Source organism: Modestobacter sp. VKM Ac-2986 (assembly GCF_026967795.1).
Lineage (GTDB): Bacteria > Actinomycetota > Actinomycetes > Mycobacteriales > Geodermatophilaceae > Modestobacter.
Genome location: NZ_JAPVBH010000002.1, coordinates 407,444 through 432,624, shown reverse-complemented (window position 1 = coordinate 432,624; position 25,181 = coordinate 407,444). Strand labels below are relative to the sequence as shown.

The window sequence follows — 25,181 nt, the reverse complement described above, 5'->3', positions numbered from 1 at the left end:
GGCTCAGGACAGCACGGGCGCGTCGGCGACCTCGGCCAGCCACTGCTGCTCGAGCTCGGCGAGCGTCCCGTCCTCGCGGAGGGCGTCGACGGCCTGGCTGACGCAGTCGGTGAGCGGGCTGCCCTTGGCCAGCACCATCCCGAACTGGTCGGCGCTGCTGCCGGAGTCGCCCACCTGGCCGACGATCACGCCGTCGTCGAGCTCTGCGGCGGTGATGTAGAAGGCGGTGGGCAGGTCGACCACGATCGCGTCGACCTGGCCGTTCTGCAGCGCCAGCTTCGCGTCGTCGTTGGTGTTGAACACGACCGGGTCGGCGTCGGGGGCGATCGTGTCGGTGAGCACGTCGAGGCTGGTCGTCGCCACCTGCGCGCCGAGCCGCAGGCCCTTGAGCGCGGCCAGGTCGGTGGCGCCCTCGGCGGCGGAGCCGGCCGTGGTGATCACGGCCTGGGTGACGTCGTAGTAGGGCGAGGAGAAGTCGACGGCCTGACGGCGCTCGTCGGTGATCGAGAACTGGTTGATGTCGACGTCGAAGGTCTTCGCGCCGGGCTGGATGACGTTGTTGAACGGCACCGTCGTCCAGGTGACGGCGTCCTCGGCGTAGCCCAGCTGCTCGGCGACCGCGTAGGCCACCGCCGACTCGAAGCCCTCGCCGTTGGTGGGGTCGTCACCGCTGAACCACGGCTCGTAGGCCGGGGCGTCCGTGCCGATCGTCAGCGTGCCCTCCTCCAGCGTCGGCAGGGCGCCGGCCTCGCAGCCGGCGGCCGAGGGGGCGGCGACGGTGTCGGCCTGCTCCTCCTGCGGCGCGCACGCGGTCGCGGCCAGGGCGGTGGCGGCCAGCAGGGTGAGGGCGAACGGGCGGCGGCGCATGGGGGTCCCTTGGTCGGTCATCGGGTCGTGCACGATCGATGGGATCCTAGGGGCTGGCCGGCCCGCCCCCTACAGCCGATCGCGGACGATGATGGGCCGCGACCCGCGCGCACCCGACCTCCCGGAGACCGACGCATGACCGCCACGATCTCTCCCGCCCTCGTCGGTGACGAGCGCACCATGAGCGCCGCCGAGTACGAGGTGTGGGCCGCCGAGGTCCGCCGCCTCGCCGACGAGCGCGGCGCCGTCGTCCTGGCGCACAACTACCAGGTGCCCGAGATCCAGGACGTCGCCCACTTCACCGGCGACTCCCTCTACCTGTCCCGGATCGCCGCGGAGACCGACGCCCGCGAGATCGTCTTCTGCGGCGTGCACTTCATGGCCGAGACCGCGAAGATCCTGTCCCCGGACAAGACGGTGCTGCTGCCCGACCACGCCGCCGGCTGCTCGCTGGCCGACAGCATCACCGCCGAGCAGTTGCGCGAGTGGAAGGCCGAACACCCCGGCGCCGTCGTCGTCAGCTACGTCAACACCACCGCCGCGGTGAAGGCCGAGACCGACATCTGCTGCACCTCGTCCAACGCCGCCGACGTCGTCCGGTCGATCCCCGAGGACCGGGAGGTCCTGTTCCTGCCCGACCAGTTCCTCGGCGCGCACGTCAAGCGGGTCACCGGCCGGGCGAACATGTCGATCTGGGCAGGGGAGTGCCACGTGCACGCCGGCATCAGCCCCGCCGACGTCCGCTCGCAGATCGCCGCGCACCCCGACGCGGAGATCCTGGTGCACCCCGAGTGCGGCTGCACCACCTCGGTGCTGGACCTGGTCAGCCACGGCGACCTGCCCGCCGAGCGCACCCGCGTACTGTCCACCGGCGGCATGGCCGACGCCGCGTCGGCGACCCGGGCGCCGCAGGTCCTGGTGGCCACCGAGATCGGCATCCTGCACCAGCTGCGCGCGCTCAACGGCACGACCGACTTCATCCCGATGAACGCCCGGGCCGCCTGCCGCTACATGAAGATGATCACGCCGGCCAAGCTGCTGCACACCCTGCAGACCGGCGACGGCGCGATCGACGTCGCCCCCGACGTCGCCGCCCGGGCCCGCCGCGCGGTCGAGGCCATGATCAGCATCGGCGACCCCGGCCGCGGCGGGGAGTGAGGAAGGACCTCGCTGCCCCCCACGCTCCCCAGGCCCAGCGCGGGCCCCTGCAGCGAGGCCGATGGGCCGGGGACCGTGCTCAGCCGCGGAGGAACAGGTAGACCGCGACCGAGACGCCGAAGACCACGATCAGCACCCGCAGCGGGGTGCTCGGGATGCGGGTGGCGACCTTGGCGCCGAGGAACCCACCGATGAGGGCGGCCGGTGCGCAGACCGCCACGTAGGCCCACTCGACCGGGCCCCAGATGCCGAAGACGACCACGGTGACCGAGGCGGTGACCAGTGAGATGGCGCTCTTCATCGCGTTGGCCAGCTTCAGCCGGCCCAGCCCCAGGCCGAGCACCCCGACCAGGATCACGCCCAGCGCGCCGCCGAAGTAGCCGCCGTAGACGGTGGCCAGGAACAGTGCGACGTAGAGCCAGGCCGGGTCGCCGGTGCGGCCCTCGCCATCGGTCCGCTTCAGCCGCTTGGTGATCATCGGCTGGAAGGCCAGCAGGACGCTGGCCAGGAACACCAGCACCGGCACGATCGCGTCGAAGGCCTCCGACGGGGTGGTCAGCAGCAGCACCGAGCCGACCGTGCCGCCGAGCACCGCGGTGACCGCGAACCGGACCAGCCGGCTCCGCTGGCCGCCGTACTCGGCGCGGAAGCCGAGCACCCCGCCGATGTAGCCGGGCCACTGGGCGACGGAGTTGGTGACGTTCGCCGCGACCGTGCCCAGTCCCAGGCTGACCAGCACCGGGAAGAGGATCAGCGAGCCGCCTCCGGCGATGGAGTTGATGCCGCCGGCGAGCAGGGCGACCCCGGCGGCGATGAGGAGGTCGGTGGCTGACACAACGGGCGAGCCTACTGTCGCCGGGCATGAGGGACGACGTGCGTGCGCTGACCATGGCCGCGGCGCTGACCGCGACCGGGATGTTCCACCTGGTGCGGCCGCAGACCTACGACTGGATGATCCCCCCGGAGCTGGGCCCGGCCCGGCCGTGGGTCCTCGGAAGCGGCGTGGCCGAGCTCGGGACGGCGGGGCTGCTGGCGCTGCCGGCGACCCGGCGCGCGGGGGGCTGGGCCGCGGTCGCGCTGCTGGTCGGCGTCCTGCCCGCGCACGCCCAGACGGTGCGCGCGTTCCGCCACCGGCCGGGGAAGCTGGCCGTGGCGGTCGCCCGCATCCCGTTCCAGGTCCCGATGATCGCTGCGGCGCTGCGGGTCGCCCGCGGAGGCTGAGCGGGGCCGTCCGACCTCACCACCGTCCGTCCCCCCTCCCCAACGCTGCTGAGGGGGGACAGACGGTGATCAGGTCACCTGATCACCGTCTGGGCGGGTGTCAGCGCCCCCGCACCGGCGGGGGTTCGGGGTCGGTCAGCCGCGGACCGTCCATCAGGCTGCCGGCCTGCTTCACCCGGCGCAGCACCGTCGAGGTCTCCAGCGTGCGCACCGGCAGCGCCCCCACCCGCTCGGTGAGGAACCGGTAGAGGTGGGCGGTGTCCCGGCAGGTCACCGACACCATCAGGTTCGCCGGCCCGGTGACCACCGCGGCGAACGCGGTCTCCGGCTCCCGGGCCAGGGACTCCCCGACGTGGGCGATGTCGGCCGGTGCCAGCCCCAGCCAGAGGTTCGCGCTGACCGGGTGGCCCAGCAGCTCGTTGGCGATCTCCAGGTCGAAGTACAGCGCGCCGGCCGCGCGGAGCGCCTCCACCCGGCGGGCCACCCGGCTCTCCGACCAGCCGGTGACCCCGGCCAGCTCGGCGTAGCTCAGCCGCCCGTCGGTGGCCAGCGCCGCGAACAGCACCTCGTCCTCGGGGTCCAGGGCCAGCGGGGTGGTCGCCGTCCGGGCCGGGCCCTGGTCGAGGGCGGCGACCTGCTCGTCGGTCAGCGGGTCCTCGAAGGCGGTCCACTCGTAGTCGCCGCCCACGTAGGCGTGCAGCACCGAGAAGGCGTTGAGGTCGATGACCTGCACGGTGCGGGGGAGCCGGTCCAGCAGCAGGGCGTCCCGCTGCCGCGGGGTGCGCGGCCGGGTGGAGCAGGTGATCTCCGCACCGCCGGAGGTCAGGCTGACCCACGACACGTCGGGACGGCGGGCCAGCGCCTCGGCCACCGCGCCGGCAGCGGCGGGCTGGACCCGCACCCGGATGTGCCAGCTGGGCTCGGTGGCGTCCGGGGTGGCCAGCCCCAGGACCCGGACGACGCCGTCGGCACGCAGCCGGCGCCAGCGCCGGGCCACCGTCTGCTCCGACACCCCGAGCACGGTGGCCACCCGGCTGAACGGGGCGCGGCCGTCGACCTGCATCGCGTGCACGATCTGCCGGTCGATGCTGTCGATCACGGACGTGATCCTCCACCATGCGGGACCCGGGTGGAGGATCGCGTCGCGGTCAGCGACACCGACCGGGGTGCCGCCGTCCGGTCACCAGCCGGCGGACCGGCCCCGGACACGGAGCAGACTCCGGTGATGACCTCCGCCCCGTTCCCGGACGACTGGCAGCGCGCCCTGGTCGTCGCCGCCCACCCCGACGACATCGAGTACGGGCCGGCCGCCGCGGTCGCCGTCTGGACCGCGGCCGGCAAGGAGGTGCACTACCTGCTGGCCACCCGCGGGGAGGCCGGGATCGCCGGGCTCACCCCGGCGGAGGCCGGCCCGCTGCGGGAGGACGAGGAGCGCCGGTCGGCCGCCGTCGTCGGGGTGACCGAGGTCGAGTTCCTGGACCACCGCGACGGGGTGCTGGTCGCCGACCTGCCGCTGCGGCGCGACCTCGCCGGCGCCGTCCGGCGGCACCGGCCGGACCTGGTGGTCACCATGCACGGCGGGGACACCTGGACCGCACCCGAGGTCACCCCCGGCGCGCTCAACTCACCCGACCACCGGGCGCTGACCCGCTCGGTGCTCGACGCGGTCGCCGACGCGGCCAACGAGTGGATCTTCCCCGAGCTCACCGAGGAGCCGTGGTCGGGCGTGCGGTACGTCGCCGTCCACGCCGTCGGGTACCCGCCGCCGCACGTCGTCGACGTCGCGGTCGGGGTCGAGGCCGCGGTCGCCTCGCTCACCGAGCACCGCCGCTACCTGCAGGCGCTGTCCGACGACCCGGTCGAGGAGCAGGCACGTCGACAGGTCGACATGTCGACCCTCACCGAGGACGGCGGCCGGGAGGTCGGGTTCCGGCTCTTCTGGGGCTGAGCCGGGAGTCGCGTAGGGTCTCCGGCACGACGGACGAGTCGGCTGGGCGGTCGCGTTGGCGGGGGAGACCCCGGCACCGAGGAACGTCCGGGCTCCACAGGGCAGGGTGGTCGTTAACAGCGACCCGGGGTGACCCGCGGGACAGTGCCACAGAGAACAGACCGCCAGTGCTCGCACTGGTAAGGGTGAAACGGCGGTGTAAGAGACCACCGCACACCGGGTGACCGGTGTGGCTCGGTAAACCCCACCCGGAGCAAGGTCGAGAGGGACGGCGGTCCGCCGCCGTCCTGCGCAGGCGTTCGAGGGCTGCCCGCCCGAGCCTGCGGGTAGACCGCTGGAGCCTGTCGGCAACGGCAGGCGTAGATGGATGGCCGCCCATCGGGACGCCGCGAGGCGCCCGGGGACAGAACCCGGCGTACAGGCCGACTCGTCCGTCGCCCTCCCACCCGGGAGGGCGACCGGCTCAGCGGACGATGCGCAGGTGCGGCCCGGTGCGGGCCGTCTCGGGGTCCTCCACCGGCAGACCGGCGGTGCGGCGGACCCGGTGCTCCGGGACGTCGAGGGCCCGGGCCAGCGCGCGGGCGATGCGGTCGCTGACGTAGACCGACGTGCGGCCGCCCATCAGCCCGCGGACGGCCTCCTTGGACACGACCCCCAGGGTGCGGGCCGACGCCTCCTCGGCCGTCAGCCCGAGTTCGAACAGCCGACGCCAGATCAGCCGCTGCAGGTCCTCGTCGTTCACCGGGCGCCCGGCACCGGGGCGCTCGGGGACCGCTTCCGGTCACAGGGGTACATGATCACGGTCTAGCCCGTCGCTTTACGCGGTAAACGACCACCGGCGTCCCGTCTCGCTGAGGTGCGGGACGGTGCCGCAGGGTGAGGACCGCCGTCGTTCCGGGATCCCGGTCAACGCAGGGCGTCGCCGGCCACGTCGTCGACGATCGCGGCGAAGGTGGTCGTGTCCACCTCGTTGTCGACGGTCACCCGCACGATGTCGGTGATCTGCTGGCGGTTGGTCGACCGGCAGGCGCTCACCCGGGCCGCGGCGATCAGCTTGAGCTGCTGCAGGCGGGCGGGGGAGCAGTCCGTGGAGCCGGGGACCGGGGGGAGACGGTTCTCGCGCATGGACGAACGGTAGGTCGATCGTCCACCGCTGTGCAGCTCCGACGCCGCCGTGTCGCCCGGCGTCCACCTCCTCCGTCCCACGGGGCACGCCCGTCCCCGGCGGTCAGCGCAGTGCCGGCCGGGCCCCGTCGAGGTCGAGGTCGTGGTCACGGGCGCGGCGCTCGTCCTGGCAGGCCAGCCACTGCTCCAGCTCGGCGGCCGGCAGCGGCGGCGAGTGCAGGTAGCCCTGGCTCTCGTCGCAGTCCAGTGCGCGCAGGTGCGCCCACGTGGCGGGGTCCTCGACGCCCTCGGCGACCACCCGCAGCCCGAGCTGGTGGGCCAGCCGCACGGTGCTGGCCACGATGGCCGCCGCCCGGGAGTCGGTGAGCAGGTCGGCGGTGAACGACCGGTCCAGCTTGAGCTCCTGGACGGGCAGCTGGTGCAGGTAGGTGAGCGAGGCGTAGCCGGTGCCGAAGTCGTCGATGCTCACGCCGGCGCCGAGCTCGGTCAGCGCGCCGACCACGGCCAGGCTGCGGTCGGGGTCGCTGAGCAGCACCGTCTCGGTGACCTCCAGGACCAGCGCGGACGGCGGCAGGGCGTGCAGCTCCAGCAGCTCGGCCACCCGCGCGGGCAGCCCGGTGTCGAGCAGGTTGCTGGCCGAGAGGTTGACCGAGATGCGCAGCTCGCGGCCGGCCCGGCGCCAGGCGGCGGCCTGCGCGATCGACTGGGCCAGCACCGCGTCGGTGAGCACGCCCATCAGGCCGTGCACCTCGGCCAGCGGCAGGAAGTGCACGGGCGCGAGCAGCCCGCGGGTCGGGTGCTGCCAGCGCACCAGCGCCTCGACCCCGACGGTCCGCCGGGTGCCGACGTCGACCTGCGGCTGGTGGTGCAGGACCAGCTCGCCGCCGGCGATCCCCGCCCGCAGCTCCTCGACCAGCGCCAGCCGGCCGCTGCTGTCCCCGTGCCGGTCGGCGTCGTAGCGCACGACCTGGGAACCGGACCGCTTGGCGTCGTACATGGCGGCGTCGGCCTGGCGCACCAGCGCGGCCGCGGTGACCGGGTCGCCGTCCGGACCGCCGGGGTGGCAGGTGAGCCCGAGGCTGACCGCGACGTGGACGACCAGCCCGCCGACGGCGAAGGGCTCGGCGAGGGACTCGTGCACGACCCGCCCGAGCTCGGCGGCGCGCTCCTCCGGGCAGGTGCCGGGGGCGACGTGGGCGAGGAGGGCGAACTCGTCGCCGCCGAGCCGGCCCAGGACGTCGCCGTGACCGAGCCCGGCCGTCAGGCGCTGGGCCACCAGCCGGAGCAGGTCGTCGCCGGCGGCGTGGCCGAGGCCGTCGTTGACCTCCTTGAACTTGTCCAGGTCCAGGACGCCGAGCACCAGCGGGGCGCGGTCGGCGCACAGCTCCTCGACCCGGCGCAGGACGGCGCGGCGGTTGGCCAGGCCGGTGAGCTCGTCGGTCAGCGCCTCGTGGCGGCTCACCGCCAGCTGCGACAGGTCCCGGACGTTGAGCAGCAGCCGGATGCCCGACGCCGTCCCGGCGATGCCGGCGCAGCAGACCGCCGTCACGCTGGCCGCGCCCAGCGCGGTCGCCACCAGCACGGCGATCGAGGCGATGATGACGACGAAGGCGCCGATGGTCGTGGCGCCCGGGTCGGTCATCGTGCGGGGGACCGGGGTGGGCCGGACGACGGCGGCCAGGCACAGCAGGACCACCCCGAGGGCGGCCAGCGCCCAGCCGGGGCGGTACCCGAGCACCGCGCAGACCCCGCCCAGCAGGTCCGCGCTCAGGCCGCCGCTGATCAGCCAGGCCCGCGGGTCGCGGGTCATGCCGGAGATGTGGGGGACCGCCACCGAGGTGCCGATGACGACCAGCCCGGCGGCCAGGGCCAGCAGCACCGGCTGGACCTGCCACCAGGTGGCCGACGCCCACCGGCTGCCGGTGTGCGCCAGCACGGTGTCGGTGATCGCGACGACCGCCAGGACGGCGGCCGCGCCGAGCAGGGTGTCGCTGGGGTCGGCGACGTTGGTGCTGTCGCGGTTCCACAGCACCATGCCCCCGTAGAGCAGGGGGAAGGCCACGACGTGGGCCACCGCGAGCGGGACGACGTCGGCGGTGTGGTCGGCGCGGACGGTCACCACGAGGACGGCCACGGCGGAGCCGGCGGCCAGCAGGGCCGCGGCCCCGGCGAACCGCTGCCACAGGGGGCGTTCCGCCGGTGCCACCTGCGCCCGCCAGGTGAACAGCCGGCAGGCGGCCAGCTGCAGGGCGAAGGTGACGCCGAGCGGGACGGCGGTGCCGACGTCGACCGGTGTCAGGGCGAGGACCACCAGCAGGCCGGCGAGCAGGGCGACGAGGACCAGCGGCCCTCGGGGGACCGCGGTCAGCAGTCGGAGCCGGCGGGACATGCAGCAGTGATCGGGTCGCGGGCCGGTGCGGTGAAGTCCGGTGCCGGGACATCACCCGGACGGGCAGGGGACCGACGCGACCGCCGGGGTCGCGTGTCAGGGTCGCGGTCGTGGGCAGAGGCAGCGACTCCGGCAGGGCGCGGTGACGCTGCTGGCCGCAGCGGCCGCCGCGCTGCTGGGCCTGGTGGCCGGGACGGCGGTGGACCGGGCCGCGGGGCGCTTCCCCTGGCCGTCCGGGGCCCGGGCGGTCGACCTGCTGCGGCCGGGACGCCGCGCGCTGCGCCCTCCGCTGCTGGAGCTCGTGACCGCGACGCTCTGCGGTCTGGTCGTGGTCCGTCTCGGGGTGACCGCGGCCGTGCCCGCCCACCTGGTGCTGGTGGCTGTCTGCGTCCTGCTCGTCCTGGTCGACGCCCGGCACCAGCTCCTCCCCGACCGCGTGGTGCTGCCGGCGCTCGGGGCGGGGGTGCTCCTCCTGTCCGGAGCAGCCGCCGTGACGGGGGACTGGTCCACCCTGCTGCGCGCCCTGGCGGCGGCCGCCGTCCTGTTCGTCGTGTACCTGGCCCTGGCCCTGGTCTCGCCCGGCGGTCTGGGCATGGGCGACGTCAAGCTGGCGGCGCTGCTCGGCCTGCACCTCGGGTGGCTGGGCTGGGACGCGGTGCTCCTCGGGACGCTCGCCGGCTTCGTCGTCCAGGCTGCCGTGGCACTCGTCCTGCTGGCCGTCCGGCGGGTGGGCCGCGGTGACGCACTGCCCTTCGGGCCCGCGATGATCGTGGGGGCGGCGCTGGCGATGTCCCTGCCGTTGTCCTGATGGACATCTCTCCGTAACAAGGTCAGCTACTCACGGTGACCAGATTCGGGCTCTACGCCTCGGGAGGATGGACCCGGCGCCCTGACGAGGGCATGCCGGGGTCATCCCGGTCACAGGACCCGCATGGTCTGGGAGCAGCCGCAAGGACGCCTCACCCGACGCGCTCCAGCCGGCACACACCTCTCGGGAGCAGTCGTGATCGCCTTCTACGCCACCCTGTCCAGCTTCGTCTCCGTCGCCGCCGACCGGCTCAAGCGCGAGGAGAAGGGCGCCACCGCCGTCGAGTACGGCCTGCTCGTCGGGCTCATCGCCGTCGCCATCATCGCCGCGGTCGCCCTCCTCGGCACGCAGCTCGAGGCCCTGTTCACCGACGTCTCCGACGAGCTGCCCGCGGCTCCGGCGGCGGGCTGACCCACCGCCGCTGGACCGAGCAGCAGCTGCCGGCGCGGCGGCCTCGCACGGGGCCGCCGCGTCGCTGCACCCACAGGGAGGTGGCCATGGCCGGACGACGACTCGGGGACGAGCGCGGCGCCAGCGCAGTCGAGTTCGCGCTGATCGTGCCGCTGCTGGTCCTGCTGGTGCTCGGCATCGTCGAGTTCAGCCACGCCTACCGCGTGCAGGGCACCCTGTCGGCCGCCGCCCGGGAGGGCGTGCGGGTCATGGCCCTGCAGAACGACCCGGCCGCCGCGCGCGGGACCGTCCGGAACGCGGCCGACACCCTCTCCCCGGCGATCACCGACGCCCAGATCGTCGTCAGCCCGACGGCCTGCCCGCAGTCCGTGACCCCCACGAACGTCCGGGTCACGATCACCTACCGGATGCCCTACCTCACCGGCTTCTTCGGATCCGGTCTCACACTCAGCGGAACGGGGGTCATGCGGTGCAACGGCTGACCCGTGCGCTGGCCCGTCGCCTGCGGTCCCGGCTCTCGGGGGAGCGCGGTGCTGCCGCCGTCGTGCTGTCCCTGCTCATGGTGCCGATGCTCGGCTTCGCCGCTGTCGCCGTCGACATCGGCGCGCTGTACGCCGAGCGCGCCAGGCTGCAGGTCGCCGCGGACGCCGCCGCCCTCGCGGTGGCCCAGGACTGCGCGCGCGGCGCCTGCGGGGACATGGCGGCGACCGCCCGGGCCATGGTCGCCGCCAACGACGATGCCGCCGTGGCTGCGCCGCCGGTCCTGCTCAGCAGCCCGATGCGCGTCACGGTGAGGGGGAGCACCCCCGTCGAGCACTGGTTCGCGCCGGTGCTGGGCCACGACTCGACGGCGGTGTCGGCCTTGGCCACCGTGGCGTGGGGTGCCCCGGGTGGGGGGACGGCGGTCCTGCCGATCACCTTCTCCGTCTGCGCCTTCACCCAGCAGGTGGGTGGGCTGTCGAGCACCACGCCGGCGACCATCCGGTTCACCAAGACCGACGGGACCGGGTGCACGGGTCGCTCCGGCAACGCCGTCCCCGGCGGCTTCGCCTACCTGGACACCGACCCGGGCAGGTGCCAGGCGACCTCCGCGCGCAACCAGCGCCTCGCCTCCTCGACCGGGAACTCGGTCCCGTCGGTGTGCACCAGTGCCGACTTCTCCGCCCAGCTCGGCCGGGTCGTGCTGCTCCCGCTGTTCGACGACGCCGGCGCGACCGGCAGCAACGCCTGGTACCACGTGCACGGCTACGCGGCCTTCAAGATCACCGGCTACCACCTCGGCAGCGGCCAGTTCCGCACCAGCCCGGCGCCATGCTCGGGCAACGACCGCTGCATCGCCGGCCACTTCGTGCGCTACGTCGACCTCTCCGAGCGCTTCACGTACACCCCCGACGGCCCCTCCCTCGGGGCCTCCGTCCTCCGACTGATCCGATAGGAGCGCCGACCGTGAGACGTCGTCTCCTCGCCGCCGCGGCGGCGCTCGTCCTGGCCGTGCTGGGCAGCGTGGTCCTGGTGACCTACGCCCGCGGGGCCGACCAGCGGGCCATGGCCGGCATGGCGACCGTGCAGGTGCTCGTGGTCGCCGAGCCCGTCGCCGCCGGCACCCCGGTCGCGGAGCTGGCCGCGCTGGTCCGCACCGAGGAGCTGCCGGCGGTGGCCGCCGTGCCCGGCCGGGTCACCGACCTGGCGGACCTGACCGGCCAGGTGGCCGTCACCGACCTCCAGCCCGGGGAGCAGCTCCTGGCCGGCCGCTTCGCCGCACCGGAGAGCCTGCAGACGCCCGGGACGGTCGCCGTCCCCGAGGGGCTCGCTGAGGTCAGCGTCCTGCTGGAGCCCCAACGGGCGGTCGGCGGGCGGCTCGTGGCCGGGGACGAGGTGGGCGTCCTCATCTCCTTCGCGACGCCGACGACGCACGCCACCCTGGACCGGGTGCTGGTCACCCAGGTCCAGGGAGCGCCGGCGCCGGCCGTCAGCGGGGCCGAGGCCGGCACCGAGACCGCCTCCGCCGGCAGCCCGGCGCCCAGCGCCAGCCTGCTGGTCACCCTGGCCCTGCCCGTGCGGGAGGCCGAGCAGGTCGTCTTCGGCGCCGAGCACGGCACCCTCTGGCTCGCACTGGAGCCGGCGGACGCCGACCTGGAGGGCACCGAGGTCATCACCCCGGGCAACGTGTACCGAGAGGACCTGTCATGAGCCGAGTCGTGCTGGCCGCCGCAGGCGCGGAGCTCGCCCAGCGGGTGGGCGCGGCCGTCGACGGGGACCTGCAGGTGCTCCCCGCCGGCCGGCTCCCCGGCGACCCGGCCCGGCTGTTCGAGCAGCTGGTGGACGGCGAGCTGCCGGAGGTGCTGGTCATCGGACCCGACGCCGCCGCCGAGCAGGTGCTGGGACTGGCCACGCGGCTGGACGTGCAGTGCCCCGGCATCAGCGTCCTGCTCCTCGCCCGGCCCGACCCGGCGCTGCTGCAGGCGGCCATGCGCGCCGGCATCCGCGACCTGCTCGACCCGGCCTCGGACGCCGCCGAGATCCGTGCCTCGATCGAACGCGCGGCGCTGGCCGCGGCCGGTCGCCGCCGGGTCCTGCGCCCGGTCGAGGACTCCGCGCGCTACACCGGCCGGGTCATCACCGTCGCCTCGCCCAAGGGCGGGGTGGGCAAGACCACCATCGCCACCAACCTGGCCATCGGGCTGACCTCCTCGGCACCCCAGTCCACGGTGCTCGTGGACCTGGACGTGCAGTTCGGCGACGTGGCCTCCGCACTCGGTCTCGTGCCCGAGTACAGCCTGCCCGACGCCGTCGCGGGGCCGGCGGCGCAGGACACCATGGTGCTCAAGACCTTCCTGACCCAGCACCCCAGCGGGCTGTACGCCGTCTGCGGCTCAGAGTCACCGGCCGCCGGGGACACCGTCACCGCCGCCGACGTCAGCCGCCTGCTGGCGCTGCTCGCGCGCGAGTTCCGCTACGTCGTCGTCGACACCGCGCCGGGGCTGTCCGAGCAGACACTGGCCGCCCTGGACCGGTCCAGCGACGTCGTGATGCTCAGCAGCATGGACGTGCCCGGCGTCCGCGGGCTGCGCAAGGAGCTCGACGTCCTGCGCGAGCTGTGCATGATCCCGGCCGGACGGCACGTGGTCATGAACTTCGCCGACCCGAAGGGCGGGCTGTCCGTCCGGGACGTCGAGACCACGATCGGCACCGGCGTGGACGTCGTCCTGCCGCGCTCGTCGGCCGTGCCCGCCTCGACCAACCAGGGTGTGCCGCTGCTGGAGAGCGGACGCCGGGACCCGATGACCAAGGAGCTGCGCCGCCTGGTGTCCCGCTTCGCGGCCACCCCGCTGGTCAGCCCCACCGGGCACCGGGCCAAGCACCGGGCGGCGTCCTGATGAACCTCGCACACCGGCTCGAGGTCGCCCGGGGTCTGCCCCCGCTCGCCCCCGTGGGCGTCACAGCACCGGCGGCGCCGGTGCTGCCTGCCGGACCCGTCGCGCCTGCGCCCAACGACGCCCTGACCCGGTTGAAGGACCGGGTCGGGAAGGCGCTCTTCGAGCGCATGGGCAGCCGGATGAACGACCCCAGCCTGAGCGAGGAGGCGCTGCGGGCGATCGTGCTGGGCGAGCTCGACGAGGTGGTCGAGGCCGAGAAGGTGCCGCTGAGCAGCGAGGAGCGGCAGCGGCTGACCGCCGAGCTGGCCGACGACGTGCTCGGGTTCGGACCGCTGCAGCGGCTGCTGGACGACCCGACGGTCACCGAGATCATGGCCAACGGGCCGGACTCGATCTACGTCGAGCAGAACGGCAAGCTGACCCGCACCAGCTCCCGGTTCACCTCCGAGGAGCACCTGCGCCGGGTCATCGACCGGATCGTCTCCCGGGTCGGCCGCCGCATCGACGAGTCCTCCCCGCTGGTGGACGCCCGGCTGGCCGACGGGTCCCGGGTGAACGCGATCATCCCGCCGCTGGCCTTCAGCGGCTCCACCCTGACCATCCGCAAGTTCGCCAAGGACCCGTTCGGCGTCGAGGACCTGATCGGCTTCGGGACGCTGTCGCCGGAGATGGCCGAGCTGCTGCACGCCTGCGTCGAGGCCCGGCTCAACGTCATCGTCTCCGGCGGCACGGGCACCGGGAAGACCACGCTGCTCAACGTGCTCTCCTCCTTCATCCCCGACGGCGAGCGGATCGTCACGATCGAGGACGCCGTGGAGCTGCAGCTCCAGCAGGACCACGTCGTCCGGCTGGAGTCCCGGCCCCCGAACATCGAGGGCAAGGGCGCGGTGACCATCCGCGACCTGGTGCGCAACTCGCTGCGCATGCGGCCGGACCGCATCGTGGTGGGGGAGTGCCGAGGTGGGGAGAGCCTGGACATGCTCCAGGCGATGAACACCGGGCACGACGGGTCGCTGTCGACGGTGCACGCCAACTCCCCGCGGGACGCCATCGCCCGGTTGGAGACCCTCGTCCTGATGGCCGGCATGGACCTGCCGCTGCGGGCCATCCGCGAGCAGATCGCCTCGGCCGTCGACGTCATCGTCCAGCTGAGCCGGTTGCGTGACGGGACCCGCCGGGTCACCGCCGTCACCGAGGTGCAGGGCATGGAGGGGGAGACGGTCACCCTGCAGGACGCCTTCCTCTTCGACTTCGCCGCCGGCGTCGACGCCTCCGGCCGGTTCCTGGGCCGGCCGGTCCCGACCGGGGTCCGCCCGCGGTTCACCGACCGGTTCACCGAGCTGGGGATCACGCTGTCGCCGCGGGTCTTCGGCGCCGTCGACGACCCGCGGGCGCGGGGCTGGTCCTGATGCCGCCGCTGCTGGTCCTCGGCCTGGCGTCGGGAACGGCCGCGCTGCTGCTGGTCGCCCTCGCCGTGCTCCCGGCCGGTCCCCGGCGCGTGCCGCTGAGCCGGCTCGACCCCTCGGTCGCCCCGCCGGCGTCCGCGCTGGCCGGCGCCGGTGCGGCCGCCGGCGCTGCGGTCGACCGGCTGCTGACCCGGCGCGGGAAGGTCGCCGCCGGCACGGCGGCGCTCGAACGAGCCGGGATGACGACCTCGCTGTCGGACTTCGTGCTGGTCACCGGGCTGACCACGCTGGGGCTGGGCACGCTCGGCGCGCTGCTCGGGGGCCTGCTGCCGGCCGTGCTGCTCGCCCTCGCCGGCCCGCTCGGCGCGAAGGTGCTGCTCCGGGTCCGGTGCAGCCGCCGGCAGGCGGCCTTCGCCGACCAGCTCGACGACTCGTTGCAGCTGATGGCCAGCAGCCTCCGCGCCGGGCACAGCCTGCTGCGGGCGCTGGACTCGGTGGCGCACGAGGCGGCCTCGCCGACGGCCGAGGAGTTCACCCGGATCGTCAACGAGACCCGGGTCGGGCGCGACCTCGCCGACGCGCTGGAGGAGGTGGCCGCGCGGATGGCCAGCGACGACTTCACCTGGGTCGCCCAGGCCATCGCCATCCACCGGGAGGTGGGCGGGAACCTCGCCGAGGTGCTCGACACGGTCGGGCACACCATCCGGGAGCGCAACGCCATCCGCCGGCAGGTGCAGGCGCTGTCGGCCGAGGGCAAGCTGTCGGCGGTCGTGCTCATGGCACTGCCGTTCGGGGTCATCGGCTTCATCTCGCTGACCAACCCCGACTACCTGGCCGGGTTCTCCGAGAGCCTGGTCGGCTGGGCGATGCTGGCCGTCGCCGCGGTGATGATGACCATCGGCGGCCTGTGGCTGCGCAAGACCGTGGCGATCACCTTCTGATGACCACCACCCCGCCGCTCGTGCTGGCCGCCGCCGTGGCGGTCGCCTCCGCCGTCCCGGTCCTGGGCTGGGCGCTGCTGGCCCGCCCGTCGGGGGCGGTTCTCCGGACGCGCCAGAACCTGACCCGGGACCTGGACCTCGGGGTGGTCGTCGCGCCGCCGTCGGGGTCGGCCATCGGGCGCGCCGTCGTCCGGGCGCTCACCCCGGCCGGGACGGTCGCCCGGCTCGACCGGCTGGCCGGCACCGCCGGCCGCCCGGCGGCGTGGCCGCTGCCGCGGCTGGTGGCCGCCAAGCTGGTGCTGCCCGCGATCGCCGCGGGGCTGGGCGTGCTGGTGGCCGCAGCCCGCCCGACCCTGCTGATCTGGCTGACGGTCGCCGTGGTCACCGCGGTCGCCCACGTCGTCCCCGAGCTGCTGCTGTACAGCCGCGGCCAGGAGCGCCGGCAGGCGATCAACGCCGAACTGGCCGACACGCTCGACCAGATGACGATCGCCGTCGAGGCCGGCCTGGGCTTCGAGTCGGCGATGGCCCGTGCGGCGAAGAACGGCACGGGCCCGCTGGCCGAGGAGCTGCTGCGCACCCTGCAGGACATCGCCGTCGGCCAGCCCCGCCGGGACGCCTACCTGGCGCTGGCCGGGCGGACCGGCGCCCCCGACCTGGCCCGCTTCATCCGCGCCGTCGTCCAGGCCGACGCCTACGGGGTCTCCATCGCCGACGTGCTGCGCACCCAGGCGCAGGAGATGCGGCTCAAGCGCCGTCAGCGCGCGGAGGAGAAGGCGATGCAGATCCCGGTGAAGGTGATCTTCCCGCTGATCCTGTGCATCCTGCCGACCCTGTTCATCGTCCTGCTCGGCCCGGCCGTGCTGGGGATCGTGGCGGCCTTCAGCGACTGAGCCGGCCGCCGTGCGGCGGCCGGCCCGGTCAGCTGCTCAGCGGGGCTGCGCGGGGTTGGTCGGGTCGCCCTGGGACGGCGGGTTGATCTTCGGCCCGGTCGTCGCCTCGGACACCTGCGAGCCGCCGGCGGGTGCTGGTGCGTGCTCGGGCTGGGCGGCGGCCGGGTCGCCCCCCGAGGGCTGGGAACCGGCCCGCAGGTCGGCCAGGCGGTGGTTCATCGCCGAGATGACCTGCACCCGGTTGGCGTGCGCCTGCTCGTAGGTCAGCAGGGTCTGCAGCCCGTCGGTGTCCAGGGTGCGGATGCGGGAGGTGAGGCTCCCGACGGGCAGGTGGTCGTAGTCGGGCAGCGGGAGCGTCTCGTGCTCGGGCATCCCAGCTCCTTCCGGTCGCGGCGGACGTGTCGGCCCTGCCCGGCCCCGCCGGAGGCGTGCCAGTGGCGGGAGACAGGGCCCCTTCGGCTACCCGGCCCCGGGGTGTTGACACACCGGGTGTGAGGACGGGGGCGGTGGGTAGGCCGATCCGAGCACGAGCGGGGCTCAGCCACGGCCCCCGTCGCACGACCCGAGGAGCTCCCCGTCCCATGGACGTGACCTTCCTGGACGCCGTCTTCACCGCGCCTGGCCCCTACGCCACGGTCTGCGTGGACGTCACCCACAACACCGAGACCGCCGACACCGAGCTCGAGCTGAAGGTCCGGGCCGTCAGCGAGGAGCTCACCGCCCAGGGCGCGCCCGAGCCGGTGGTCGACGCCGTGCGGAGCCACCTGCTGGAGGCCAACGACGGTGGCCGGATCGCCACCCTGCGGGGTCGCGCGCTCATCGTGGCCGCCGACGGCTCGGTGGTCCTCGACGAGGCCCTCGCCGACTCCCCACGCGACCCGGTCGCCACCTGGTCGCCCGACCCGGCGTTGCTACCGGTGCTGCGTCAGCTCGCCGGCCGCGTCCCGCACGTGATCGTCATCGCCGACCGGGTCGGTGCCGACGTGCAGGTGGCCAGTGGCACGGGCCAGCAGGTGGAGACCGAGAAGATCGACGGCGACACCTTCCACATGCGCAAGGTCCAGGTCGGCGGCTGGGCGCACAACACCTACCTGCACACTGCGGAGAACCAGTGGGAGGAGAACGCCGGGCAGGTGGCCGCAGCGGTGAACGACGCGGTCGCCCGTGACCACTCGCGCTTCGTCCTGCTCGCCGGGGACGTCCGTGCCCGCCAGCTGATCGCCGACAAGGTCGGCCAGGAGGCTTCCCAGGTCCTGGTGAGCATCAACGAGGGTGGCCGCGCCGCCGGCGCCGATCGGGACGTCATCACCGCCCGGGCCACCGAACTGATCGCGGAGAACGAGGCCGCGGAGACCACCCGCGTGCTCGAGCAGATCGAGGCCGCCTCCGCACACGGCCTGGCCGTCACCGGCACCGCACTGGTCGTCGAGGCGCTCCGCAAGGCCCAGGTCGAGACCCTGGTGCTGGCCGACCGGCCCGACGACGAGCAGCTCCACGCCGGACCCGGCGCGCTGGAGCTCGGCGTCTCCGCCGAGGACGTCGCGGCACTCGGGGTCACCGACGCCCACCAGGTGCCCGCCGACCTCGGGATGCTGCGGGCCGCGATCGGCAGCAGCGCCGCCGTCGTCGTCGTCCCGCGGTCGGCCATGCCCGGTGACATCCCGGTGGCCGCCGTCCTGCGCTACACGGACGACTCCACCCCCAGCTGACCCCCCGACCCACAGACCTCTCGGCCGCACCGCGGCCGGACGATGAGAACGGAGCACCACCATGACCGACCCCCACCAGGCCGCCACCTCTCCCGGCACCACCCCGGCCGACGTCGAGCACCGGGCCGCCATCGCCGAGGCGCTGGGCAAGGAGGTGTGGCCGGCCGACAAGGACGCGCTGGTGGCCAAGGCGCAGGAGTCCCACGCCTCCGACCGCGTGCTGGCCGACCTGAACCGGCTGCCGGCTCACGCGCAGTTCACCAACGTGCAGGAGGTCGCCGAGGCCCTCGGCATCCACACCGAGTCGCACCGCTTCTGAAAGGACCCCCTCGCCTCCCGCCACGAGCAAGCTCGCGGCGGGGCCCTGCGAGGGGGCCGCTCCAGCACCTCACGTGCCCGCGGCAGCGCCCCATCGAGGGGCGCTGCCGCGCGGCCGGTGTCGTGGCGGGGGAGGTGGGTAGGGAGGCGGCATGCCCGACATGAAGGAACCGTCGCCCGAGGCGCACGCAAACGTCACCCAGCACAACGTCGACACCCGGGCCGAGCTCTACCCGGAGGAGCGGTCCACCGGCGGCAGCGTCGACCCGGAGAAGCAGGCCGAGCTGATCCTCGCCGAGTCCGAGGAGCGCACGATCCACCCCGACGCCGACGACGCCAACGGTGGTCACCGGCAGTCCGCGGAGACCGCCGACCTGCCCTGAGCCAGCGGCTCAGCGCGAGGGCGGGGCCGTGCTCTCCCGGACGACGAGCCGGGTGGCCAGCTCCAGGCGCGGCACGTCGAGCGCCTCGCCGCGCACCAGCCGCAGCACCGTGCGGGCGCCCAGCGCCCCCATCTCCGACAGCGGCTGGTGCACCGTGGTCAGCGGCGGGGACGACCACTCGGCACCGGGCAGGTCGTCGAAGCCCACCACGCTGAGCTCCTCGGGCACGCGCAGCCCGGCTCGCCGCGCGGCCTCGTAGACACCGAAGGCCATCTGGTCGTTGGCCGCCACGATCGCCGTGGGGCGGTCCTCCAGCGCCAGCATCGTGGTGGCGGCCTGGAAGCCGGACTCGTGGCTGAAGTCGCCGACGACCACCAGCTCGGGGTCCAGCGTCAGGCCCGCGGACTCCAGCGCCGCGCGGTGCCCGTCGAGCCGGGGCCGACTGCACAGCAGGGTCGGCGTCCCGGCGACGACGCCGATCCGGCGGTGGCCCAGGCCGATGAGGTGCTCGGTCGCGCTGAGGCCGCCGGACCAGTTCGTGGCGCCGATCGTGGGGACGTCGAGGGCCGGCACCCCGGCCGGGTCGATCATCACCGCGGGCACGTGCAGCCGCTGCAGCTCCGCGCCCAGGGCGGGGTCCAGCTGGCTGCTGACCAGGATGGCGCCGTCACTGGCCCGGCCGGCCAGGTTGTCCAGCCACGAGCGGGTGTCGCTGGCGCGGCGGTGGATGGCGGTGACCACCGTGCCGACGCCCTCGGCGTGCGCGGCGCCCTCGACGCCGCGGATGATCTCCACGGCCCAGGGGCTGTCCAGGTCGTTGAACACCAGGTCGATCAGCCGGGCCGAGGTGGTGGGCCGCCCGCCCCGGCGGCGGTAGCCGTGGTGGCGCAGCAGCTGCTCCACCCGCTCGCGGGTGTGCGGGGCGACGTCGGACCGCCCGTTGAGGACGCGCGAGACCGTCGGCACCGAGACGCCTGCCTCCGCGGCGATCGCCGCGATGGTCACGTTCTGCGTTCGGGTCTCGGTCACTGTTCCTCCTGGTCCGGGCCCAACCCTACGGGCCGGGGCGGTCGAGGGGTGCCGGTCCTGCCGCCCGGCTCACCCTGCTGGGTGTCGGCTTGACGTCCGCTGTGCTCGCTTCGTATGTTGCGAGTCACGTTCCGGAAGTTCTCGGGACCGGGTCGGCTGGAACCGGCCGACTCGACACAGGTCCCCGGGGTGCTCGCTCAGAGGCCCCGGTCAACCGGCGCCCGCACGCGGGCGTCCCTCTCCCGGAGGTCGACGATGACCACTGCCCGCGCCCGCACCCGCCGCCGCATCACCCCGGCGGCGATCGCCTTCACCGCCGTCCTCCTCGCCGCCGCCGGTCCCGCCCAGGCCGGGAACGGCAGCGGCGGGAAGCCCGAGTACGGCGGAGGACGCGGCGGCCCGGTGAACGACCAGGTCGTCACGACCACCCACCAGGAGGGGCAGGTCGCGGCCCTGACCTTCGACGACGGCCCGAACCCCCTGGACACCCCGCGGCTGCTCGAGGTGCTGCGGGAGAACCACGTGAAGGCCGTCTTCTGCCTCTGGGGTGACTACGTCGTGCAGAACCCCGACCTGGTCCGGCAGATCGTCGCGGGGGGCCACACCCTCTGCAACCACACGATGCACCACGACGACCTGGCCGACTGGTCACCGGAGGCGATCCGGGCGGACCTCGAGGAGACCAGCGCGGCCATCCACGCGATCGTCCCGCACGAGGACATCCCCTACTTCCGGGCGCCCTACGGCAGCTGGGGTGCCTCCCCGCAGGTGGCTGCCGAGCTCGGGATGCAGCCGCTGGGCTGGGCGGTCACGATCGAGGACTGGGAGACCCAGGACGCCGACGTCCTCACCGACCGGCTCGAGACCCGGATCCGGCAGAACCCCGGCGGCGTGGTCCTGCTGCACGACGGCCCGACCATGGACCGCAGCGGCACCGTCGAGGCCGTCGCCCGGGTGGTCCCTGAGCTGAAGGCCGAGGGCTGGCGCTTCGTCCAGCCGGCCAAGCGGGGCTGAGCTCGCCCCGCGGCCGCAGGGAGTGACCCCTGCGGCCGCGGGGTACCCCGGGTGCCGACCCGAGAGGAGCCGTCGTGCCGAAGACGACGAAGGACGGGGACGCGGTGCCCGAGGAGCTGCCGAGCACCCTGCAGCGTTCCGACCCCAAGGCCCAGCGCACGTTCGCCAAGGCGCACGACTCGGCGCTCGACTCCTACGGCGACGAGCAGCGGGCTGCCCGCGTCGCCTGGGGCGCGGTCAAGCACACCCACGAGAAGGTCGGCGACCACTGGCAGCCCAAGCCCGACGGCGCGAAGGGCCCCAGCGACGAGCAGTCGGCGCGGGGTGGCGCCGGCACCGACCTCGACAGCAAGGGCGGCGTCGACGCCAACGCCTCCAAGGCCCACCTGTACGACCTGGCGAAGGACGCCGGCATCGACGGCCGGTCGACCATGACCAAGGACGAGCTGGCCGACGCGCTGCAGGAGGCGAACGACGAGGCCACCGCCGCAGCCCGCGAACGGTAGGCCCGCGACACTGACCGCGTGACCAAGGACGACCTGCGCCGCCGCTACGAGGAGGCCAGCCAGTGGCCGCTGATCGGGCTGGCGGTCCTCTTCGTGGCCGCCTACGCCTGGGGCGTGCTGCGGCCCGACCTGCCCGGCTGGCTGCGGACCACGCTGACCGTGGTCACGGTCATCGCCTGGCCGGTGTTCCTCGCCGACTACGTGTTCCGGCTGGCGCTGGCCGACCACCGCTGGCAGTTCGTCCGCCGCAACTGGATCGACGGGCTCGCCGTCGTCCTCCCGTTGCTGCGGCCGCTGCGCATCCTCAGCCTGATCCGGGTGGCCCGGGTGATCGACCGGCGGCTCACCACCTCGCTGCACGGCCGGGTCGCGGCCTACGTCACCCTCACCGCGTCGCTCGTCGTCTTCATGGCCTCCCTCGCCGAGCTCGACGCCGAACGGGGCCATCCCGACGCGACGATCACCAGCTTCGGCGACGCGCTGTGGTGGGCGTTCACCACGATCACCACCGTCGGCTACGGCGACCGGTACCCGGTCACCGCCGAGGGTCGGCTGGTCGCCGGGATGCTGATGGTCGCCGGGATCGCCCTGCTCGGCACCGTCACCGCGGCCGTCGCCTCGTGGTTCGTCGGCCGGGTCGCCGACGCAGCCCGGGCCGAGGACGACGCCGCCGACGCCGCGGCCGACGAGGCGCTGCGGGCCGAGCTGCGCGCCCTGACCGAGGAGGTCCGCCGGCTGCGCGCCGAGCTGTCCGGGGAGGGCCGGGCCGGGCTCAGCGAGCGGGGATGACGATCAGGTCGGTCTGCCGGCCGTCGAGGTAGGCCACGCCGTCGGCGGAGAGCGCGATGCCCTGCTCCAGGCCCATCCGCACCAGCTGGCCGCCCCACTCCGGCACCGGCACCCGCACGCACAGCTCCAGGGCCCACACGGTGTCAGGGTGCACCACCATCGAGCCGGCACCGGGGACGCCGTCCTGCTGGTCCCACATCCCGATCGCGGGGCCGGCGCCGTGGCCGTGCACGCCGACCGGGTGGGAGTACACGTCGCCGTCGACGCCGGCTGCCGCAGCGGCGGCGCGGGCGGCGGCGAGCACCTCGTCGCCGGTCCGGCCCGGCTGCAGGGCCGCGGTGGTGAGGTCCTGCATCCGGTTGCCGACCGCGTGCGCGGCGACGAGCCCGGGCGGGGGAGCGGTCTCATCGGGGGCGAGCACGTAGGCGTTGCGCTGGGTGTCGGTCCGCAGCCCCAGGCTGGACAGGCCGACGTCGCAGTGGACCAGGTCGCCGGGGCAGATGGTGGCGTCGTAGGGCACGCCGGGCAGCACGGTGCCCTGGGCGTCGACCAGCGGGCTGCCCGCGCGCTGCAGGTCCACGGTCGGCTGGAACCACGGGTCGACGCCGAGGTCGGCGAAGCGCTGCCGGATCCACCAGGCGACGTCCAGCGCGGTGGTCTCCCCGACGGTGATCACCGCGGGGGAGAAGGCCTCGTCGATGACCTCGTGCGCGAGCCGGTTCATCGCGTGCAGCGCCGCGACCTCCTCCGGCAGCCGGGTCTCCAGCCAGCCGACGACCAGCGCCTCGGCCGACACGACCCGGTCGGCGTGCGGGCCGAGGGCGGCCATCAGCAGCCCGTGCTCGGTGTGGGAGAGCCCGTCGGCGTGGGCGGAGACGACCGAGACGTCGACGCCGATCCGGGCCGGGCAGGCCTGGTCGACGAACCGGCGGACGGCGGCCCACTGCTGCTCCTCGGCGGACAGCCCGGGCTGCTCGCCGGCCTCCCACGCCGGCTGGAACTGCCCCACCGGGTAGCGGGAGACGGCGGCCGCGGTCACCCCGTCGTCGCTGCGGTGGAACAGCAGGACCGTGCGCCGCCGTGCCGACAGCCAGGTCGCCGGCAGCAGGGTGGCCAGCACCGGGTCCTCGTTGTACTCCCGGCCGAGCACGACCCACAGGTCGATGCCGGCGCGGTCCATCAGCCCGGGCAGCAGGTCCAGCAGCCGCTGGGTGAGCCAGCGGTCGCGCACGTCGGCCTGCTCGCGCAGCGGGAGCGGCACCGTGCGCGTCGGGTCGGGGCTGACGACCCCCGGGACGGGGTGGCCGGGGATCGCGGTCATGCAGGCAGGAAAGCAGAACGGGCGGCGGGGCGCCGGGCGGACCGGCGAGGTCAGACGGCGCCCCCGGCGGCCGGGTCGGGACGGCGCCGTCCGCCCTCGGCGGCCCGCGGCGACGGCGGGACGTCGCCCCCGGCGACCTGCACCCGGTCCCGCCCGCCGTCCTTGGCGGCGTACATGGCCGCGTCGGCGCGGTCGACCAGCCGCCACAGCGCGTCGACGGGGTCCTCCCCGTCGGCCGGGTGGGCCAGCGCCACCCCGATGGAGGCGGTGACCTGCCACGGCCGGCCGGCCCCGCTGCCGGCCACCGCGCGGCGCAGCCGCTCGGCCAGCCGCCGCGCCTCGTCGGGGTCGGAGACCAGCCCGAGGACGACGAGCTCCTCCCCGCCGGTGCGGGCCAGCACGTCGGGGGGCCGCACGCTGGCGGCCAGCGCGCCGGACACCCCGCGCAGCACCTCGTCGCCCACGGCGTGCCCGAAGTCGTCGTTGAGCCGCTTGAAGTGGTCCAGGTCGAGCACCAGCGCGGCGACCCGCTGGCCGTCGCGACGCGCCTGCCGCCACACGCGGGGGGACTGGTCGACCAGCGACCGGCGGTTGGCCAGCCCGGTCAGCGGGTCGGTCGAGGACAGCTCCTGGGTCGCGGCCAGCAGCCGCTCCACCCGCCGGCGCAGCACGAAGACCCCGAACGTGACGACGTCGAGGATGCCCGCGCTGCCCGCCACCGGGACCACGAGCGCGGGCAGGGAGGGGTAGCTGTCGCACAGCACGAACGCGCAGGCGACGAGCACCGCCACCATGTGCACCGCCAGCGCCCGGGCGCCCAGGAACCAGGCCGCGACGAAGCAGGTGGACAGCAGCATCAGCGGCGGGGCGTAGCGCAGCGGGTCGCTGGTCGCCCAGGCCAGCAGCACGTAGGAGACGTCGCCGACCAGCACCAGGGCCACCGTCGCCCGCTCGCCCACCCGCTGCCGGACCGCCAGGGCCGCGGCCAGCAGCACGCCGACGCCGAGGGTGCCCACGTAGACCGGGCGGCTGGCCCCCTCCCGCAGGGCGCCGTCGATGAGCAGGTTGACCGAGCCCAGCGCCGACCCGGTGAACAGCAGCGCCGCCAGGCACCAGGCGACCAGCCGCCGGTCGGTGCCCCGGCCGCCGGGCGGCGCGGCGGCCTCCGGGGCGGACGACGCCCCGTGCCGGTGCCCTCGTCCGGGCGTGTGCGCCCCTGCCATGGCGTGCAGCATGCCGCAGCGGCCCGGTCCCGCACACCGCCGCGGGCGCGCCGTCTGCGCGGGCGGGGTCGGGACCGGAGGTGACCCCGGCCCCGCGGTGCGAGGCTGGGGAGGACCGCGCACCCCGAGAGAGGACGACGATGACCACCGGGCCCTGGTACTTCTGCCTCAAGCACCACACCGTCGAGACCCGGGACGGCTGCGCCGAGCGGCACCGCCTCGGCCCCTACGAGACCCGCGCCGAGGCCGAGCACGCCCTGGACAAGGTCGCCGAGCGGAACGAGCAGGAGGACGCCGCGGACCGCGCCTGGCGCGAGGACTGACCCACCGCGCCCGGCACCGTCG

General features: G+C 74.7%; 29 protein-coding genes and 1 other RNA gene. 20 read left to right on the top strand and 10 right to left on the bottom strand.

Annotation, left to right across the window (positions count from 1 at the left end; all coding sequences use genetic code 11):
* Positions 1-3 precede the first annotated feature (3 nt).
* A complete protein-coding gene (locus O2W14_RS06300) occupies positions 4-867 on the bottom strand; it encodes an ABC transporter substrate-binding protein (RefSeq protein ID WP_269175225.1) in 864 nt (287 codons plus the stop codon).
* Positions 868-1,002: 135 nt separating this feature from the next.
* Between O2W14_RS06300 and nadA the strand changes: the two genes are divergently transcribed.
* Positions 1,003-2,025 (top strand): quinolinate synthase NadA, encoded by a 1,023-nt coding sequence (gene nadA, locus O2W14_RS06295; protein WP_269175224.1) that lies wholly within the window; start codon positions 1,003-1,005, stop codon positions 2,023-2,025.
* A 79-nt stretch (positions 2,026-2,104) separates the two neighbouring features.
* Here nadA and O2W14_RS06290 read toward each other — a convergent pair whose 3' ends face one another.
* Entirely contained in the window at positions 2,105-2,860 is a 756-nt protein-coding gene (locus tag O2W14_RS06290; protein ID WP_269175223.1) for a sulfite exporter TauE/SafE family protein, read from the bottom strand.
* Positions 2,861-2,886: 26 nt separating this feature from the next.
* Between O2W14_RS06290 and O2W14_RS06285 the strand changes: the two genes are divergently transcribed.
* A complete protein-coding gene (locus tag O2W14_RS06285; protein ID WP_269175222.1) occupies positions 2,887-3,246 on the top strand; it encodes a DoxX family protein in 360 nt (119 codons plus the stop codon).
* A 100-nt stretch (positions 3,247-3,346) separates the two neighbouring features.
* Here the strand turns inward: O2W14_RS06285 and O2W14_RS06280 are convergent, their stop codons facing one another.
* Positions 3,347-4,345, bottom strand: coding sequence for an Lrp/AsnC family transcriptional regulator (locus O2W14_RS06280; RefSeq protein ID WP_269175221.1), 999 nt, complete (start codon positions 4,343-4,345; stop codon positions 3,347-3,349).
* A gap of 126 nt (positions 4,346-4,471) precedes the next feature.
* Between O2W14_RS06280 and O2W14_RS06275 the strand changes: the two genes are divergently transcribed.
* Together O2W14_RS06275 and rnpB are read left to right on the top strand one after the other, a co-directional pair.
* Positions 4,472-5,194: a PIG-L deacetylase family protein gene (locus O2W14_RS06275; RefSeq protein ID WP_269175220.1), complete on the top strand. Its 723-nt coding sequence runs from the start codon at positions 4,472-4,474 to the stop codon at positions 5,192-5,194.
* A gap of 34 nt (positions 5,195-5,228) precedes the next feature.
* Positions 5,229-5,628, top strand: an RNA gene (gene rnpB / locus O2W14_RS06270) — RNase P RNA component class A.
* A 29-nt stretch (positions 5,629-5,657) separates the two neighbouring features.
* Here the strand turns inward: rnpB and O2W14_RS06265 are convergent.
* The 3 genes from O2W14_RS06265 to O2W14_RS06255 form a co-directional block, all read right to left on the bottom strand.
* Complete coding sequence (locus tag O2W14_RS06265) at positions 5,658-5,936, bottom strand: hypothetical protein (protein WP_269175219.1); 279 nt, start codon at positions 5,934-5,936, stop codon at positions 5,658-5,660.
* Between the two features lie 164 nt (positions 5,937-6,100).
* Positions 6,101-6,319: a hypothetical protein gene (locus O2W14_RS06260; protein ID WP_269175218.1), complete on the bottom strand. Its 219-nt coding sequence runs from the start codon at positions 6,317-6,319 to the stop codon at positions 6,101-6,103.
* A 103-nt stretch (positions 6,320-6,422) separates the two neighbouring features.
* On the bottom strand, positions 6,423-8,708 hold the full coding sequence (locus O2W14_RS06255; protein WP_269175217.1) for a putative bifunctional diguanylate cyclase/phosphodiesterase: 2,286 nt from the start codon (positions 8,706-8,708) through the stop codon (positions 6,423-6,425).
* A gap of 142 nt (positions 8,709-8,850) precedes the next feature.
* Here O2W14_RS06255 and O2W14_RS06250 point away from each other — a divergent pair, with 142 nt between their 5' ends.
* From O2W14_RS06250 to O2W14_RS06210, 9 genes are all read left to right on the top strand, one after another.
* Positions 8,851-9,516, top strand: coding sequence for a prepilin peptidase (locus O2W14_RS06250; RefSeq protein ID WP_269175216.1), 666 nt, complete (start codon positions 8,851-8,853; stop codon positions 9,514-9,516).
* A gap of 195 nt (positions 9,517-9,711) precedes the next feature.
* On the top strand, positions 9,712-9,927 hold the full coding sequence (locus O2W14_RS06245) for a Flp family type IVb pilin (protein WP_269175215.1): 216 nt from the start codon (positions 9,712-9,714) through the stop codon (positions 9,925-9,927).
* 86 nt (positions 9,928-10,013) lie between these two features.
* On the top strand, positions 10,014-10,409 hold the full coding sequence (locus O2W14_RS06240; protein ID WP_269175214.1) for a TadE/TadG family type IV pilus assembly protein: 396 nt from the start codon (positions 10,014-10,016) through the stop codon (positions 10,407-10,409).
* Positions 10,397-11,362, top strand: a complete 966-nt coding sequence (locus O2W14_RS06235; protein WP_269175213.1) for a pilus assembly protein TadG-related protein — start codon at positions 10,397-10,399, stop codon at positions 11,360-11,362. The genes O2W14_RS06240 and O2W14_RS06235 overlap by 13 nt, the downstream gene beginning before the upstream one ends.
* Positions 11,363-11,373: 11 nt before the next feature.
* Positions 11,374-12,117 (top strand): Flp pilus assembly protein CpaB, encoded by a 744-nt coding sequence (gene cpaB, locus O2W14_RS06230; RefSeq protein ID WP_269175212.1) that lies wholly within the window; start codon positions 11,374-11,376, stop codon positions 12,115-12,117.
* Positions 12,114-13,304 carry an AAA family ATPase gene (locus O2W14_RS06225; protein ID WP_269175211.1) on the top strand — a complete coding sequence of 397 codons (1,191 nt, stop codon included), beginning with the start codon at positions 12,114-12,116 and terminating at the stop codon, positions 13,302-13,304. Before cpaB ends, O2W14_RS06225 begins: the two co-directional genes overlap by 4 nt.
* Positions 13,304-14,713, top strand: coding sequence for a CpaF family protein (locus tag O2W14_RS06220; RefSeq protein ID WP_269175210.1), 1,410 nt, complete (start codon positions 13,304-13,306; stop codon positions 14,711-14,713). Before O2W14_RS06225 ends, O2W14_RS06220 begins: the two co-directional genes overlap by 1 nt.
* On the top strand, positions 14,713-15,651 hold the full coding sequence (locus O2W14_RS06215) for a type II secretion system F family protein (RefSeq protein WP_269175209.1): 939 nt from the start codon (positions 14,713-14,715) through the stop codon (positions 15,649-15,651). Before O2W14_RS06220 ends, O2W14_RS06215 begins: the two co-directional genes overlap by 1 nt.
* Positions 15,651-16,544 carry a type II secretion system F family protein gene (locus O2W14_RS06210; RefSeq protein ID WP_269175208.1) on the top strand — a complete coding sequence of 298 codons (894 nt, stop codon included), beginning with the start codon at positions 15,651-15,653 and terminating at the stop codon, positions 16,542-16,544. Before O2W14_RS06215 ends, O2W14_RS06210 begins: the two co-directional genes overlap by 1 nt.
* Positions 16,545-16,580: 36 nt before the next feature.
* Here O2W14_RS06210 and O2W14_RS06205 read toward each other — a convergent pair whose 3' ends face one another.
* Positions 16,581-16,916, bottom strand: coding sequence for a hypothetical protein (locus O2W14_RS06205; protein ID WP_269175207.1), 336 nt, complete (start codon positions 16,914-16,916; stop codon positions 16,581-16,583).
* Between the two features lie 209 nt (positions 16,917-17,125).
* On the opposite strand from O2W14_RS06205, the gene O2W14_RS06200 reads away from it, so the two are divergent.
* The 3 genes from O2W14_RS06200 to O2W14_RS06190 all read left to right on the top strand — a co-directional run bounded on the left by O2W14_RS06200 (position 17,126) and on the right by O2W14_RS06190 (position 18,954).
* Positions 17,126-18,253 (top strand): baeRF2 domain-containing protein, encoded by a 1,128-nt coding sequence (locus O2W14_RS06200; RefSeq protein ID WP_269175206.1) that lies wholly within the window; start codon positions 17,126-17,128, stop codon positions 18,251-18,253.
* Between the two features lie 61 nt (positions 18,254-18,314).
* A complete protein-coding gene (locus O2W14_RS06195) occupies positions 18,315-18,572 on the top strand; it encodes a DUF2795 domain-containing protein (RefSeq protein ID WP_269175205.1) in 258 nt (85 codons plus the stop codon).
* Positions 18,573-18,723: 151 nt separating this feature from the next.
* Positions 18,724-18,954 carry a hypothetical protein gene (locus O2W14_RS06190; protein WP_269175204.1) on the top strand — a complete coding sequence of 77 codons (231 nt, stop codon included), beginning with the start codon at positions 18,724-18,726 and terminating at the stop codon, positions 18,952-18,954.
* A 9-nt stretch (positions 18,955-18,963) separates the two neighbouring features.
* On the opposite strand, the gene O2W14_RS06185 is transcribed toward O2W14_RS06190, so the two are convergent.
* A complete protein-coding gene (locus O2W14_RS06185; protein ID WP_269175203.1) occupies positions 18,964-19,983 on the bottom strand; it encodes a LacI family DNA-binding transcriptional regulator in 1,020 nt (339 codons plus the stop codon).
* Between the two features lie 255 nt (positions 19,984-20,238).
* On the opposite strand from O2W14_RS06185, the gene O2W14_RS06180 reads away from it, so the two are divergent.
* The 3 genes from O2W14_RS06180 (at position 20,239) to O2W14_RS06170 (ending at position 22,292) form a co-directional block, all read left to right on the top strand.
* Positions 20,239-20,997, top strand: coding sequence for a polysaccharide deacetylase family protein (locus tag O2W14_RS06180; protein WP_269175202.1), 759 nt, complete (start codon positions 20,239-20,241; stop codon positions 20,995-20,997).
* A 74-nt stretch (positions 20,998-21,071) separates the two neighbouring features.
* On the top strand, positions 21,072-21,503 hold the full coding sequence (locus O2W14_RS06175; RefSeq protein ID WP_269175201.1) for a ChaB family protein: 432 nt from the start codon (positions 21,072-21,074) through the stop codon (positions 21,501-21,503).
* An 18-nt stretch (positions 21,504-21,521) separates the two neighbouring features.
* Positions 21,522-22,292 carry a potassium channel family protein gene (locus O2W14_RS06170; protein WP_269175200.1) on the top strand — a complete coding sequence of 257 codons (771 nt, stop codon included), beginning with the start codon at positions 21,522-21,524 and terminating at the stop codon, positions 22,290-22,292.
* Here the strand turns inward: O2W14_RS06170 and O2W14_RS06165 are convergent.
* Complete coding sequence (locus O2W14_RS06165; RefSeq protein ID WP_269175199.1) at positions 22,276-23,613, bottom strand: M24 family metallopeptidase; 1,338 nt, start codon at positions 23,611-23,613, stop codon at positions 22,276-22,278. The genes O2W14_RS06170 and O2W14_RS06165 overlap by 17 nt on opposite strands.
* A 50-nt stretch (positions 23,614-23,663) precedes the next feature.
* Positions 23,664-24,836 (bottom strand): GGDEF domain-containing protein, encoded by a 1,173-nt coding sequence (locus tag O2W14_RS06160; protein WP_269175198.1) that lies wholly within the window; start codon positions 24,834-24,836, stop codon positions 23,664-23,666.
* 140 nt (positions 24,837-24,976) lie between these two features.
* On the opposite strand from O2W14_RS06160, the gene O2W14_RS06155 reads away from it, so the two are divergent.
* On the top strand, positions 24,977-25,159 hold the full coding sequence (locus O2W14_RS06155; protein ID WP_269175197.1) for a hypothetical protein: 183 nt from the start codon (positions 24,977-24,979) through the stop codon (positions 25,157-25,159).
* Positions 25,160-25,181: the final 22 nt, after the last annotated feature.